Here is a 14,875-nt window from a genome sequence, read left to right as displayed (position 1 = left end):
AAGACATTATCAGAATTAAAGGCTTTGACTTCTTTTTTGGCATCTTGGTTGTGCCCTACTTCCTCATAAAGCCAAATTGTCATTGAAACCATGCCATTTTTTACTTCTGATAAAAAACGCTTCAAAGAAGGAACATTGCTTCCTGTGGGGCCAAACCAAATACGATTATCATTCAATAATTCAAAGAATTTTTTTTTATTCATAGCCCAACTTCTACCATTAGGAGGCATTACCTTGCGTCCAGAAGGTGTGATGATTTCATAAATATCCTTAGATGTTACTCTTTTTACGGATAAATCTCCAGATTTCCAAGGACCGCGAGGATCATTATCAGGATTTTTATAGCGCGCATCCATATCGTTTGAACGAGGAAGCAATTGAGGGCGCCAAATCGTTTTATCTTTGGCATAAACCATTATAAAATCATGATTATCAGAAAGCCATTTTGTATCATTTTGTGGAGCATATTTCTTTTGCCAAATAATATTGTTGATGAAATTTTGGCGACCAAAAATTTCATCCATCATCACTTTAAGATAGGCTTGTTCATCATCATCAATGGAAATCCAGATACTTCCATCTTCTGCCAGTAAACGATGTAACAATTCTAATCTGTCTCTCATAAGGCTTAGCCATATGGAATGCTCCAAACCATCTTCATAATGTTCAAAGGCATTGCCTGTATTATAAGGTGGATCAATATAGATACATTTTACCTTTCCCGTATATTCTTGCTCAAGTGCCTTGAGTGCGAGTAAATTATCACCAAAAATAAGTTTATTATCAAAAATATCCTGAGATGATATTTGACGCGAGGCATGATAAGATTTTTCAACATTTTCTAATAAGACATGAGGCTTTAGTTTGGGGCGCTTTTCTTTTCCAATCCAGTTAAGTTCTAATTTTGGTTTATTATGATGCATGTAATCGTTTTTAAACCCAAATGTTTGCGAAAAACGATGTATTCACGAACAGGAGTATTGTTAGTACCATCCGACAGCAATTTGCGCTTCTTCTGACATACAATCAGGTGTCCACGGTGGATCAAAAGTCATAGTGACTTCAACATACGAAACCCCTTCAACTGCACTAACCGCATTTTCTACCCATCCCGGCATTTCACCAGCAACAGGACATCCCGGTGCCGTAAGAGTCATTTCAATTTTTACTGAACGATCATCTTCAATATCAATACGATAAATCAGTCCTAGCTCATAAATATCAGCAGGAATCTCTGGGTCATAAACTGTTTTGAGAGCAGCAATAATATCATTCGTCATACGATCAATTTCATCTGCTGGAATTGCTGATATGTAAGATTTTTTATTTTCACTTACAGTTTCAACAGATTCTGGAGAATGACGCTCTTCAATTAATTCAGCCATTAAAAAATGTCCTTGTTTCTTGCAATGCTTCTACCAATTGATCTATATCCTCTTGAGTGTTATACATGGCTAACGATGCGCGGCAAATAGATGTTAGACCAAAGCGCTGTAATAAAGGCTGTGCACAATGAGTTCCCGCACGTATCGCAATCCCTTTTCTATCAATAAACATAGCGATATCATGAGCATGAATCCCTTCAATGGCAAATGATATAATAGCTCCTTTATTAGGAGAATGACCATAAATACGCAATGAATCAACAGTTTTAAGTTTTTCATGCGCATAAGCTAAAAGGGACATTTCATGAGCATGAATCTTACTCCGACCTTTCTCTTGTATATAATCAATAGCCGCAGCCAATCCAATAGCTTCAACAATAGGAGGAGTACCTGCTTCAAAACGATAAGGAGGAGCATTATAAAGAACCTTATCGGTTGTTACTTCCTCGATCATTTCCCCCCCTCCTTGAAAAGGACGCATTTCCTCTAATCTATGTTCCTTCCCATAAAGAACACCAATACCGGTAGGACCATACAGCTTATGACCTGTAAAGACATACCAATCACAATCGAGATCTTGCACATCAACAGTTAAATGTATTGCTCCTTGAGAGCCATCAACAAGAACAGGAATAGAATTTTGATGTGCTCGCTTAATAATTTCTTTAACAGGAGGCACCGTTCCTAATATATTGGACATATGCGTTATAGCAACAAGCCGTGTTTTTTCGCTTAAAGCCTTTTGGAAATCTTCAATATGCAGAACACCATTCTCATCAACAGGAACAAAAACAAGTTTAACACCTTTTTGTTCTCGGAGGAAATGCCAAGGAATAATATTTGAATGATGTTCCATAATCGTTAGAACAATCTCATCACCTTCTTTGAGTTTGGGCATAGCCCAACCATAAGCAACAGTATTAATAGCTTCCGTTGCATTTTTGGTAAAAACAATTTCCTCTGCTTTTTGAGCATTTAGAAAAACACGAACGGTTTTACGAGAATTTTCATAGGATTGTGTTGCCATATTGGCTAAAAAATACATTCCTCTATGCACATTAGCATAACTATAGTGATAATAATTATTCATTGCATTGAGTACTGATTGTGGCTTTTGGGCAGAAGCACCACTATCAAGATATGCTAATCGCTTTCCATAAACTTGATGGTGCAAAATAGGAAAATCACGCCGAATTTCTTCGACATTATAAGTCAATGTTTGTACGTTATTTTCCATTTCTCCTCCCTTAAACATTTTTTTCAAGCCATTTACCAATGATATTCTCTAAAACAGTTTGAATATGATCTTGCTTGATGTCATCAATAAGTTCAGAGATAAATCCTTTAATCAAAAGTGCACGAGCCGTTTTAAATGGAATACCGCGCGCCATGAGATAAAAAAGATAATCATGATTAATATTAGCAACTGTTGCACCATGACCGCATGCAACATCATCAGCAAAAATCTCTAATTCAGGTTTTGCATTAAATTCTGCCTTATCTGAAAGGATAAGGCTATTACAGGCCATACGTGCATCTGTTTTTTGCGCTTTTTGAGCAACACGTATTATCCCTTGAAAAACACCTACAGCCTTATCTGCAACCACATTGCGTATAATTTCCGTTGAGGTTGATCTTTCGTCAAGGTGACAAACAGTCATTGTAAGATCACTATGTGTTTGCCCTGATAATAAATTTATAACGCGTAATTGAAAATCAGATTCTTCTCCCTGTAACTTAACATCGACTTCCTGGCGATTTAGTTGACTCCCTATATTAATGACATAAAGTGATAATTTCGCTCCTTGATCAAGAATAGCACGAAATTGACCAAACTGTGTAGAATTAAAATCACGATTGCGAATAAGAATCCACGTAACATCACTCTCAGCAGCAATATTTAATGAAAATATTGAACTGACAAAGGTATCTTTATCATTGCCAACCTGATGTTCAATAAACACAACCTGACTATTTTTATCAACTTTTATATCAGAAAAAATATGAGATTGTCCGCCCATTTGTATATTTTGTAGTTCAATGGGTATATTTAACTTTGTATTTTCAGGAATGTGAAAAAGCCAACCATCCGTAACAAAAGCTGTATTTAACTGTCCAATAAAATCCTCATCAGAAATGTTTTGACTTATCTGTACAGAATTATCTTCTAATGCTTCTGAAAGGCGTTTTACTGTAATATTGTCTACCTTGGACTGTGTCGATGTTTTTCCATTGTTCATAGAAAAAACAGCGCTTTCTGAAAGTAATGCCTCAACCGATTGATTGTCTTGGACTTTTGAAAAATTACTAACAGACTTTAGTAATGTGCGCAGATTGGTATAGTGCCAACTTTCGATTTTACGGGAAGGAAGCCGTGTCGTTTGAAATCGTTCAATAGCTTTCTTGCGAATTTCCTGCACGGCTTTATTACCAGGTAAATCGTTTGCATACTGATTGAAATTATTGAGTATATCTTCTTCAACCGCTAATAAGTTTTGCTGAGCATTCATATTTAATAACCTCAAACCGCTTCTTTGATAAGATCAGCATAACCATTTTGCTCTAAATAAAGCGCCAAGGATTTGTCTCCGCTTTTGATAATTCGTCCTTTATAAAGAACATGTACCGTATCAGGAATAATATAATTAAGCAGCCGTTGATAATGGGTAATCACCAAAAATGAACGTTTTGAATCCCGAAGTTTATTAACACCATCTGCAACAATTTTTAATGCATCAATATCTAAACCAGAATCTGTCTCATCTAAAATGCAAAGTTTAGGTTCAAGAAGTGCCATTTGTAAAATTTCAGCGCGTTTTTTTTCCCCACCTGAAAAACCTACATTTAATGGACGCTTTAGCATATCCATATCTATTTCAAGTTTGGCTGAAACTTCTTTAACACATTTTATAAATTCAGGAATTTTAAGTTCTTCGTCACCTCGCGCTTTGCGTTGAGAATTCATCGCAACTTTTAAAAATTCCATTGTTGCTACCCCTGGTATTTCCATTGGATATTGAAATGCAAGAAAAACACCATATGCAGCACGTTCTGCTGGATCCATTTCTAAAAGTGATTGTCCATTATAGAGAATATCTCCTTCTGTTATTTCATAATCATCACGACCAGCAAGCAAATAAGATAAAGTTGATTTTCCGGCTCCATTTTGTCCCATGATAGCGGCAACTTCTCCATCTTGGACTGTCAAGTTTAAACCACGAATAATTTCTGTATCGGTTTCAGCAATACGGGCGTGCAAATTTTTGATCTCTAACATCATTTAATCCTGTTTTGGCTGTTTTTTCAGATACCAATGCTGTGTTCTTTCGCCTTAGCATCCATCTACTTTTGTAATTACCATAGAGGTCATTTTTAGCATTATGTGCTACCGTTACAGCCTTTTTACATAAAGTCTTCTATTTATCTCATTAAATAAAATTATCCAACACTACCTTCAAGGCTAATACTAATAAGCTTTTGTGCTTCGACAGCAAATTCCATGGGAAGTTTTTGAATGACCTCTTTTACAAAACCATTTACAATTAATGCGATAGCTTCTTCTTCGGGAATTCCTCTTTGCATAACATAAAAAAGTTGGTCATCGGAAATTTTGGATGTTGTGGCTTCATGTTCAAACTGAGCTGTTGCATTTTTTGCTTCAATATAAGGAACTGTATGCGCACCACATTCATTCCCGATTAATAAACTATCACATTGCGTAAAGTTACGAGCATTTTGTGCTTTTCGATGCGCCGTGACTTGTCCTCGATACGTGTTATTTGAAAAACCAGCAGAAATACCTTTGGAAATAATACGACTGGATGTATTTTTTCCTAAATGAATCATTTTTGTACCGGAATCAATTTGTTGATGACCGTTTGCAACAGCAATAGAATAAAACTCTCCACGCGCATTCTCACCACGCAGTAAGCAGGATGGGTATTTCCAAGTAATCGCAGAACCGGTCTCAACTTGTGTCCATGAAATCTTAGAGTTATCACCTCGACAATCTCCACGCTTCGTCACAAAATTATAAATACCACCCTTTCCATCTTTATCGCCAGGATACCAGTTTTGTACTGTAGAATATTTAATCTCTGCATTTTCAAGGGCAATAAGCTCAACAACAGCAGCATGGAGTTGGTTTTCATCACGTTGGGGTGCTGTGCACCCTTCAAGATAAGAAACATAGGAATCCTCAGCTGCAATAATTAATGTTCGTTCAAACTGACCTGTATTGCGTTCATTAATCCTAAAATAAGTTGAAAGCTCCATAGGACAACGAATTCCTTTGGGAATATAAACAAATGAACCATCTGTAAAGACAGCTGCATTTAAGGCAGCATAATAATTATCACTTATAGGTACAACTGTTCCTAAATACTCTTTAATAAGCTCAGGATGCTCAATAATGGCCTCTGAAATAGAGCAAAAAATCACACCAGCACGTGCCAATTCTTTTTTAAATGTTGTCACAACAGAAACAGAATCAAAGACCGCATCAACAGCCACCTGCCCCGATACAGACATACTGTCATCAAAAGTGGAGGGATCAGACTGTTTTCTTACTCCTGCCAAAATCTCTTGTTCTTTAAGGGGAATGCCAAGTTTTTCGTACGTTGCTAATAACTCAGGATCCACTTCATCCAAAGATTTTGGTCCTGTATGATTTTTGGGAGCAGCATAATAATAAAGCTCCTGAAAATCAATTTTAGGATATTCAAGACGCGCCCAATGAGGCTCTTGCATTGTCAGCCAACGGCGGTACGCTTTTAAGCGCCATGTTAACATCCATTCAGGCTCATGTTTTTTAGCGGAAATAAATTTTATAATATCCTCATTTAAGCCTTTTGGAGCTTTATCGGTTTCAATATTGGTTTCAAAACCATATTTATATTGGTCAACATCTATTTCACGGACTTGGCGTATTGTTTCTTGTACTGCCGGCATCAATTTTCTCCATTTTTGGCGTCAAAAACCGGTAACTAAAAGTCTTATTTTTTACAAAATTAAAGTAAGCAAATTATTTCCTAGGCTATAGGTAAAGTGCAAAAATTTCAATCAAAGTTATTTTATCTTTAAAATAATTCTAATTTTTATAACTTTCTGATGATAAATCTTCCTCTTTTTTTCTGCTTATAATTTGAGAAAAAAACAATAGAAAATCATCTATATCTTCAGAAGTTGTATCACGTCCTATTGAAATGCGAATAGCACCATTTGGAACATGATATCCCATTGCCTCCAAAACTCTGCTTTGTTTTACTTTTCCAGAAGAACAAGCAGAGCCAGCTGATACAGAAAACCCTTCTAAATCAAAAGCAATTTGCATCGTTTCAGCTTTTATATTTTTCACGGTAAAGTAAGTTGTATTTGGCAAACGTTGAACTCTTTTGCCAAAAATCTCAACATTTTTACTTATTTTTTGTAGTCCATCTTCTAATTTATTGCGTAAATATATTAACTGTTTTATTTCCTCCTGTGTGAAGCAATCAGTCATTGCTGCCCCAAAAGCAGCAATAAGGGGCAATGCTTCTGTTCCTCCACGGAGACCTTTTTCTTGTCCTCCCCCAATAATAAGAGGGTGTGGCATGAGAAGATTACCACATGAAACAAAAGCACCGATTCCTTTAGGACCGCCAACTTTATGTGCAGACAATATAAAAAAGTCTCCTCCTAGCTGATGAATGTCCACAAAATTTTTATCTACATATTGTGTCAAATCAACTATAAGAGTGCCTCCTAAATCCCGAACAATAGCAGCGATTTCTGTTAATGGTTGAATAACACCCGTTTCACTATTTGCAGCTTGAATAGCAACAAGAGGTAAACCTTTTGTTTTATCGTGAACCGTTAAGAGTGATGTTAATTTATCTTGTTGTATGAGCCCATCTTTATCAACAGCAATGACGCTTATCAACTCTTTAGAAAAACGTCCTCCCTCTGCCACAGAGGGATGTTCAGTCGCTCCAAGGTAAAGACGAGAAAATTTAACTTTTGCATTCCCCATATTGTAAAAGGGTGTTAACAAAGTCATTGCTGCTTCACTCGCACCAGAGGTGAATACCACGTGATCTGGATCTGTTTTAAGATGTTCAGCGATTTGCCGACGGGACTTTTGCAACAAAGTTTTAGCGGCACGCCCTTCTTTATGAACCGATGATGGATTACCAAATATCTCTAAAGACTCTAGCAACGCTATCCGTGCCACTTTTTTGAGCGGTGTTGTTGCATTATAATCAAAATATCGGCGTTTTATAACCATTTTACATCGCAATCATTAATCTTATGAATTGATTAAAAAAATAGCGCAATCTTCTTGAAAAGTGCACTAAAAAAAGAATATCTAATAATTATTTAAGAGATTCTATGGTAAAAGTCGACCAAGGTCAATGAGAGCCTTTTATTGCATTAAGGAGCATTTTATGCCAGAAATTATTTTTAACGGTCCCGCGGGTCGGCTCGAAGGGCGTTATCAACCTTCACAACAAAAAAATGCACCCATTGCGATCATTTTGCATCCTCATCCCCAATTTGGTGGAACTATGAATCATAAAATTGTCTATGACCTCTTTTATATGTTCCAACAACGTGGCTTTACAACTTTACGTTTTAACTTTCGTGGTATTGGTCGCAGTCAGGGTGAATTTGATTATGGAATAGGAGAACTTTCAGATGCTGCTGCTGCTCTCGATTGGGTGCAAACACAACATCCAGATTCTAAAAATTGTTGGGTAGCTGGATATTCATTTGGAGCATGGATTGGTATGCAGCTCTTAATGCGCCGACCGGAAATTGAGGGCTTTATCTCAGTTGCTCCTCAGCCTAATGTTTATGACTTTTCATTTCTTGCCCCTTGTCCTTCCTCTGGGCTTATCATTCATGGCGGTATCGATAAAGTTTCCCCTCCAAAAGATGTTCAAATACTTGTCGATAAATTAAAAACACAAAAAGGTATCATCATCACACAAGAAATATTGGAAGAGGCTAATCACTTTTTCAGTGGATGTCATGAAGAGCTTATTGAGCGATGTGCCCACTATTTGGATAACCATATCTCCAATGAACTTCTCGCTCCTCCTCCTGAAATACTTTCACTAACTTAGGAAAATACGATAGATTTATAAAAAATTAGCAAAAGTCGTTTCTGATCATAACAAAGTAATTTTTTCCGTTTGCATTTAAAATTTTTCTAAATTTTATTTCAGGATAGAAATGAGAATAACAGCATACCTGTTTTCTATCACTGATAAGTCTCTTTTTTAGCGTAAAAAGGAAATAATACCTGTATTATTATCTTTATGTTACCAATATGTCTCTTTCTCTTGTGAGGTGTGTGTCAGTTATGATAGATAACTCATTATATAATCGCCTATTATATAAAATAATGCACTCTTAAATTAGGAAATTAAATCTGTGTTTGCCTTTAAATCTGATTTTTTACACATTATGAGCGAACGTGGTTTTATCCACCAAATTTCAGATGAAAAAGGCTTAGATGATCTTTTTTCAAAAGAAACTGTAAGCGCTTATACTGGATTTGATCCAACAGCATCGAGTTTACATGCTGGAAGTCTTCTTCAGATTATGATGCTTTATTGGTTACAAAAAACGGGTCATCGCCCCATTGCTTTAATGGGCGGAGGGACCGGATTGATTGGTGATCCTTCTTTCAAAGATGAAGCGCGACGCCTTCTGACACAAGATGATATTGCTGCAAATATTGATGGTATTAAAAAGGTATTTGCTAACTATTTGACATTCGGTGACCGAGAAACCGATGCTTGTATTGTGAATAATGCTGAATGGTTATGCAATTTAAACTACTTAGAATTTTTGCGTGATGTAGGAAAGCATTTTTCTGTCAACCGTATGTTGTCATTTGATTCTGTCAGACTCAGACTTGAGCGTGAGCACTCTTTGTCATTCTTAGAGTTTAATTATATGATTCTGCAAGCTTATGACTTTGTTGAACTTTATAAACGTTATGGATTGCGTATGCAAATGGGGGGCTCTGATCAGTGGGGCAACATTATTAACGGAATCGAATTAGGGCATCGTTTAGGAACACCGCAATTATATGCGTTAACATCACCATTGCTGACAACCTCTTCCGGTGCCAAAATGGGTAAATCATTGAATGGGGCTGTATGGCTAAATGCGGATAAACTTTCACCTTATCAATTTTGGCAATACTGGCGCAATACAGAAGATGCTGATGTTACACGATTTCTAAAGCTCTATACTCCATTGCCAATGGATGAGATTCTCAAACTTTCTCTATTACAAGGGACAGAAATTAACGAAGCAAAAAAAATTCTTGCAACAGAAATTACAGCAATGTTGCATGGACGTGTTCTTGCTGATGCAGCAGCAGAAACAGCTCGCAAGACGTTTGAAGAAAAAACGCTAGGAGAAAATCTTCCAACTGTTGAAATTAATGCCTCAGAATTAAAAAAAGGTGTTGGATTGCTCACTCTTTTAGTACAAGCAGGACTCGCTAGATCTAATAGTGAGGCACGCCGACACGTTCAAGGTGGGGGGGTCCGTGTAAATGATCAAATTATTGATGATGAAACACATCTTATTATTGAAGGGGATGTCAGTGCAGAAGGAACCATTAAACTTTCTTTTGGTAAGAAAAAACATGTTGTGATGAAACCAGTATAATCTTTTGCTGTTTTGTTTATGTTGTCGACCTTGTTCTTTCAATTCAATTGTTGTGATAGGGCGAGTTTTGTTAGGAAATAAAGGTCTCTTCAAAACAATAATATTCTAGAGAGTTGAATAGTTCTTTTCTTCTGTGTACTCTGATATCTTATACCTGTTACACAAGTAAGAAAGATGAAAATAATGACAAGACCAATGAAAGGTGCTCTTGCTCCTGATTTTAATTTGCCGCGCGATGGAGGAGAGATGGTATGTCTTTCTGACTTTAAAGGAAAGTCTGTTGTTTTATATTTTTATCCAAAAGATGACACCAGTGGTTGCACAAGCGAAGCACTTGATTTCACAAAATTAAAGATGAAATTTGATGAAATCGGTGTTTCTGTTATTGGAATCTCTCCAGATAATGTAAAAAAACATGATAAATTTAAAGTAAAACATGAACTTGATGTCATCTTGGTTTCTGATGAAGAAAAAACAACCCTCGAAGCTTATGGTGTTTGGGTTGAGAAAAGCATGTATGGACGCAAATATATGGGAGTTGAACGGAGCACTTTTTTAATTGATGCAAATGGAATAATAGCAGAAGAATGGCGTAAAGTAAGCGTATCTGGGCACGCTGAAAATGTTTTAGCTACTGCAACACTTTTATATCATAATGGTAACTTGTAAATTGAGTGTTTGATTTGCCTTAAAAAGCAAAAGTTATCCTCCTTAATTGATTTTAGTTTTTCCACGGATTCAATTTTTATAATATATTGATTGATAAGGATAATGAATTGTTTTACATTTATATTAGTCCCCCGAATATCCAAAATTTTTCTTATTTCAGATTCTTCCTATCACTTGCAATATCATAAGCAGAATTGGCGTGTGAGAAAAAAAATGAAGAAAGAAACAAAAAATCCCTCTTTAAACCTTTAAAGTATCAAGGACTATCGTAACATCACAACATCAATAAAATGAACAGCTTAAGAAAAAATCTACATGGCTTGAAGGAAGGATATATAATTAACGAATATCCTCAATTTCTTTGTCTTGTCCATAAATACGCCGTGCGAGTGCTGCCTCTATAAATGCATCTAAATTACCATTAAGTACGGATTGTGGATCCGTATTCTCAATTCCTGTACGCAAATCTTTGACAAGCTGATAGGGTTGAAGAACATAAGATCTAATTTGATGCCCCCATCCAATTTCTGTTTTAGAAGATTCAACAGCATTGGTTTCTTCTTCTCTTTTTTTGAGTTCTTCTTCATAAAGACGTGCACGCAACATCGACCAAGCCGTAGCGCGATTTTTATGCTGAGAACGCTCTGTTTGACATTGAACAACAATACCCGTTTTTATATGCGTGATGCGAACAGCAGAATCTGTTGTGTTAACATGTTGTCCTCCTGCTCCAGATGCACGATATGTATCAATACGCACATCTGCCTCTGAAACATCAACTTCAATATTGTCATCAATAACTGGATAAACCCAAATGCTCGCAAAAGAGGTATGGCGCTTTGCATTCGAATCAAATGGAGAAATCCGCACTAAACGATGAACGCCTGATTCTGTTTTTAACAGTCCATAAGCATTATGCCCTTTTACAAGAATAGTCGCTGACTTTATTCCTGCTTCTTCTCCATCATGAATTTCTAAAATTTCAACCTTCATTTCATGCTGTTCAGCCCAGCGCATATACATACGTAAGAGCATAGAAGCCCAATCTTGGCTTTCTGTTCCCCCTGCTCCAGCATGAACTTCTAAATAGGTATCATTCGGATCTGCTTCTCCTGAAAGAAGTACATCAATTTGCCTTTTATCTATCTCATTTTTAAGATTACGTATTGATCTTTCTGCATCAGCGATAATTTCAACATCACTTTCTTCTTCGCCCATCGCAATAAGCTCAATGCATTCTTCAAGTGTTTTTGTAAATGATAAAAGACCATTGATTGAATCATCAAGACGTTGACGCTCACGCATCATATCCTGTGCTCGTTGTGCATCATCCCATAATGATGGATCTTCTGCTTTTTGATTAAGATATTCAAGACGCTTTAGTGATTGATCCCAGTCAAAGATGCCCCCTTAGCAATTGTATTGCTTTCTGGATTTCATCAACTAATGTTTCTATTTCTGCTCGCATAATTTAACACCGTATTTTTAAAAACTCTTTTTGGTTGTGTCTCTTAGCATTTTATACAAATTTAATATCTGCTATCAGAAAATGGTACAATTCTATCACTCTATTTACAGAACCGACATTGTAAAAAAGAGATAAAAACCATGACTCCTAGCAAAAGGAGATTTTTTCGATTAATACAGCCCACCTGTCCCACTTTCAAGAGCTTTGTTGACTTGTGGAGAAGTCGTTACTGCAGGAACACCTTCTTGAAAAGAATTTGTACTCCCAATAACTTGATATATATCAGCAGGACCAGTCCCTGGTTTAAATGCTTCTATAATAACATCTTGATCTCCTCTTTCGGCAAGCATTCCTGTTTTTCGATTAATTGGCATTAAAATCATGCCCTTTGGCATCTTAAAGGGAACATCTGGCTTCCCTTTAAGAGCATCTGCCATAAAATCACCAAAAATAGGCGCAGCTAATGAACTTCCTGTTCCATTATATCCTAACGGAGCTGGTTGATCATAACCGACAAAAATACCAACGACAATATCAGGAGTAAATCCCATAAACCAGACATCCTTAGAGTCATTGGTTGTTCCTGTTTTAGCAGCAATATGTCGATTAAGATAACGTAAACGTGCCGCAGTACCACGCTGAACAACCCCTTCCATCATCGATGTAATCTGATAAGCCGTCATAGGGTCAAGAACTTGATCTCTTTCATCAATCAATGTGGGCTCACTTTGATTATTCCATGAATGCGTATTACAATTTTCGCAAATACGATCATCATGACGATAAATTGTCTTCCCATAACGATCTTGAATTCTGTCTATCAGAGAAGGTTTAATAGAGCGTCCGCCATTGGCAATAACTGAATAAGCTGTAACCATTCGTAATACTGTTGTTTCGCCAGCCCCTAAAGCCATGGGAAGATAAGGCTGCAATTTATCTACGATCCCAAAACGTTCTGCATATTCAGCGACAAGAGGCATTCCCATATCATTGGCAAGCCGTATTGTCATAAGATTACGAGAACGCTCAATACCATAACGCAACGTTGAAGGTCCTGCAAAGGTACCTCCATAATTTTTGGGTTGCCAAACTTCACCATTATATTGACGAACTTCAATGGGGCCATCTAAAACAACAGATGCTGGTGTATATCCGTTATCAAGAGCTGCTGCATAAACAAAAGGCTTAAAAGCAGACCCCGGTTGGCGATAAGCTTGGGTTGCACGATTGAATTCAGATGCGGCAAAAGAAAATCCTCCCACCATCGCAAGAACGCGCCCCGTATGAGGTTCCATAGCAACAATTGCACCTTCAACCTTTGGAATTTGTTGTAAACGATAAGTGTTGTTTGTATTGGATAGTTTTTCAACAAAAATGACATCCCCAACTTGCAGAACATGAGATAAGCTCTGAACAGTTTTTCGATAACCATTTTCTTTTACAATATGGAGTGCCCATTTTGAATCAGCTTCAGATAAAACAGCAATTTCCCGTTTTTTTGATAATATACCTGAAGCTTCGCGCTGTGGTTGTAAACCAATCTCTACTTTGTTGGGATTAGTAGAAAGAACAACAGCTAAACGCCATTCAGGAACATCACTTAGCCCTGTGATATCTGCAAGTTCTGTCCCCCAATCACCTTTCTCATCAATATGCGCATAAGCTCCACGCCATCCTTGCGCATGATCAAATCTAATTAATCCATCGTGCAAAGCACGTCGCGCAATAAGTTGTAAATGCGGATCAAGCGTTGTACGAATGGAAAGCCCACCTTCATAAAGTGTTTTAGCCCCATAGCGATGTATTAAACGACGCCGCACTTCTTCAGTAAAATAATCAGCTGCAAAAACATAGCTATCACTCCCACGGATTGTCGCTCCTAAAGGTTTAGCTTTCGCTTTTTCACCTTGTTCACGCGTTACATATCCATTTGCAATCATCCGGTCTATAACCCAATTACGCCGATCAATAGCACGTTGTGTATTCTTAAATGGATCATAATTTGCTGGTCCTTTTGGAAGAGCAGCCAAATAAGCACATTGTTCTAGCGTCAGATCATTGACGGATTTATTGAAATAAGTCAAAGAAGCAGCTGCTATACCATAAGTGCCACGACCCAGATAAATTTCATTGAGATAAAGCTCGAGAATATGATCTTTTGAATAAGTTTTCTCAATACGCATTGCTAAAATAGCTTCCTTAAATTTACGTTCTAACGTTGTTTCTGAACTTAAAAGGAAGTTTTTAGCGACTTGTTGCGTTATAGTTGATGCACCCTCTGGACGTCTTCCAGAACCAATATTACGAATATTATTGATCAAAGCGCGAGAAAGTCCTTCAGGATCTAAACCAAAATGATGATAAAAGTTTTTGTCTTCAGCCGAAATGAAAGCATTTATAACAAGCTTTGGTATTGATTGAATCGGTAAATAGAGGCGATGTTTTGTTGCAAACTCTGCCATAAGACGGCCATCAGAAGCATGGACGCGGGTCATTACTGGCGGCTCATAAAGTGAAAGAACTTCATAATCAGGGAGTGCATTTGCTTGACCACTGGTCATAACACCCCACGTTATTGCACCACAAAGTCCAACAGCAATACAAAAACGAAGAAGGTATCTTAAAAAAATCATCATAAAAACGGTTATCGCTTTCTTAAGAATTAATTAAAGAAAAAAATACG

At 37.0% G+C, this 14,875-nt stretch carries 12 protein-coding genes; 3 read left to right on the top strand and 9 right to left on the bottom strand.

Annotation, left to right across the window (positions count from 1 at the left end):
* From ACFIJJ_RS04530 to ACFIJJ_RS04500, 7 genes are all read right to left on the bottom strand, one after another.
* The coding region (locus tag ACFIJJ_RS04530) for a site-specific DNA-methyltransferase (protein WP_375646080.1) at positions 1 to 923 on the bottom strand (923 nt) is incomplete at its 3' end.
* A gap of 60 nt (positions 924 to 983) precedes the next feature.
* The gene (locus tag ACFIJJ_RS04525) at positions 984 to 1,385 is read right to left on the bottom strand and encodes an SUF system Fe-S cluster assembly protein (protein ID WP_375623233.1); all 402 of its coding nucleotides are present in this window, start codon (positions 1,383 to 1,385) and stop codon (positions 984 to 986) included.
* Positions 1,378 to 2,622 (bottom strand): cysteine desulfurase, encoded by a 1,245-nt coding sequence (locus ACFIJJ_RS04520; RefSeq protein WP_375623235.1) that lies wholly within the window; start codon positions 2,620 to 2,622, stop codon positions 1,378 to 1,380. Before ACFIJJ_RS04520 ends, ACFIJJ_RS04525 begins: the two co-directional genes overlap by 8 nt.
* A 10-nt stretch (positions 2,623 to 2,632) precedes the next feature.
* Positions 2,633 to 3,895, bottom strand: a complete 1,263-nt coding sequence (sufD, locus tag ACFIJJ_RS04515) for a Fe-S cluster assembly protein SufD (RefSeq protein WP_375623237.1) — start codon at positions 3,893 to 3,895, stop codon at positions 2,633 to 2,635.
* Between the two features lie 11 nt (positions 3,896 to 3,906).
* The gene (gene sufC / locus ACFIJJ_RS04510; protein ID WP_375646132.1) at positions 3,907 to 4,662 is read right to left on the bottom strand and encodes a Fe-S cluster assembly ATPase SufC; all 756 of its coding nucleotides are present in this window, start codon (positions 4,660 to 4,662) and stop codon (positions 3,907 to 3,909) included.
* Between the two features lie 161 nt (positions 4,663 to 4,823).
* A complete protein-coding gene (sufB, locus tag ACFIJJ_RS04505) occupies positions 4,824 to 6,335 on the bottom strand; it encodes a Fe-S cluster assembly protein SufB (RefSeq protein ID WP_375623239.1) in 1,512 nt (503 codons plus the stop codon).
* Positions 6,336 to 6,474: 139 nt separating this feature from the next.
* On the bottom strand, positions 6,475 to 7,650 hold the full coding sequence (locus ACFIJJ_RS04500; protein ID WP_375623241.1) for a cysteine desulfurase family protein: 1,176 nt from the start codon (positions 7,648 to 7,650) through the stop codon (positions 6,475 to 6,477).
* 160 nt (positions 7,651 to 7,810) lie between these two features.
* Between ACFIJJ_RS04500 and ACFIJJ_RS04495 the strand changes: the two genes are divergently transcribed.
* The 3 genes from ACFIJJ_RS04495 (at position 7,811) to ACFIJJ_RS04485 (ending at position 10,724) form a co-directional block, all read left to right on the top strand.
* Positions 7,811 to 8,491, top strand: a complete 681-nt coding sequence (locus ACFIJJ_RS04495) for an alpha/beta hydrolase (RefSeq protein WP_273791258.1) — start codon at positions 7,811 to 7,813, stop codon at positions 8,489 to 8,491.
* 310 nt (positions 8,492 to 8,801) lie between these two features.
* Positions 8,802 to 10,055, top strand: coding sequence for a tyrosine--tRNA ligase (gene tyrS, locus ACFIJJ_RS04490; RefSeq protein ID WP_375646077.1), 1,254 nt, complete (start codon positions 8,802 to 8,804; stop codon positions 10,053 to 10,055).
* A 183-nt stretch (positions 10,056 to 10,238) separates the two neighbouring features.
* The gene (locus ACFIJJ_RS04485) at positions 10,239 to 10,724 is read left to right on the top strand and encodes a peroxiredoxin (RefSeq protein ID WP_273791260.1); all 486 of its coding nucleotides are present in this window, start codon (positions 10,239 to 10,241) and stop codon (positions 10,722 to 10,724) included.
* Between the two features lie 339 nt (positions 10,725 to 11,063).
* Here ACFIJJ_RS04485 and prfB read toward each other — a convergent pair.
* A protein-coding gene (prfB, locus tag ACFIJJ_RS04480) for a peptide chain release factor 2 (RefSeq protein ID WP_375646075.1) occupies positions 11,064 to 12,192 on the bottom strand; the annotation gives its coding sequence in 2 pieces (ribosomal slippage) (positions 11,064 to 12,122 and positions 12,124 to 12,192; 1,128 coding nt in all).
* Positions 12,193 to 12,362: 170 nt separating this feature from the next.
* Entirely contained in the window at positions 12,363 to 14,828 is a 2,466-nt protein-coding gene (locus ACFIJJ_RS04475) for a penicillin-binding protein 1A (RefSeq protein WP_375646073.1), read from the bottom strand.
* Between the last annotated feature and the right edge of the window lie 47 nt (positions 14,829 to 14,875).

This window comes from Bartonella sp. TT29SHDZB (assembly GCF_042193395.1).
Classification (GTDB): domain Bacteria; phylum Pseudomonadota; class Alphaproteobacteria; order Rhizobiales; family Rhizobiaceae; genus Bartonella.
This window is presented reverse-complemented; position numbering and strand designations above follow the sequence as displayed.

Bases quoted from the DNA above. Each gene is read 5' to 3' on its own strand.
- ACFIJJ_RS04525 (WP_375623233.1), bottom strand. From the start codon at position 1,385: ATGGCTGAATTAATTGAAGAGCGTCATTCTCCAGAATCTGTTGAAACT.
- ACFIJJ_RS04520 (WP_375623235.1), bottom strand. From the start codon at position 2,622: ATGGAAAATAACGTACAAACATTGACTTATAATGTCGAAGAAATTCGG.
- sufD (WP_375623237.1), bottom strand. From the start codon at position 3,895: ATGAATGCTCAGCAAAACTTATTAGCGGTTGAAGAAGATATACTCAAT.
- sufC (WP_375646132.1), bottom strand. From the start codon at position 4,662: ATGTTAGAGATCAAAAATTTGCACGCCCGTATTGCTGAAACCGATACA.
- sufB (WP_375623239.1), bottom strand. From the start codon at position 6,335: ATGCCGGCAGTACAAGAAACAATACGCCAAGTCCGTGAAATAGATGTT.
- ACFIJJ_RS04500 (WP_375623241.1), bottom strand. From the start codon at position 7,650: ATGGTTATAAAACGCCGATATTTTGATTATAATGCAACAACACCGCTC.
- ACFIJJ_RS04495 (WP_273791258.1), top strand. From the start codon at position 7,811: ATGCCAGAAATTATTTTTAACGGTCCCGCGGGTCGGCTCGAAGGGCGT.
- ACFIJJ_RS04485 (WP_273791260.1), top strand. From the start codon at position 10,239: ATGACAAGACCAATGAAAGGTGCTCTTGCTCCTGATTTTAATTTGCCG.
- ACFIJJ_RS04475 (WP_375646073.1), bottom strand. From the start codon at position 14,828: ATGATGATTTTTTTAAGATACCTTCTTCGTTTTTGTATTGCTGTTGGA.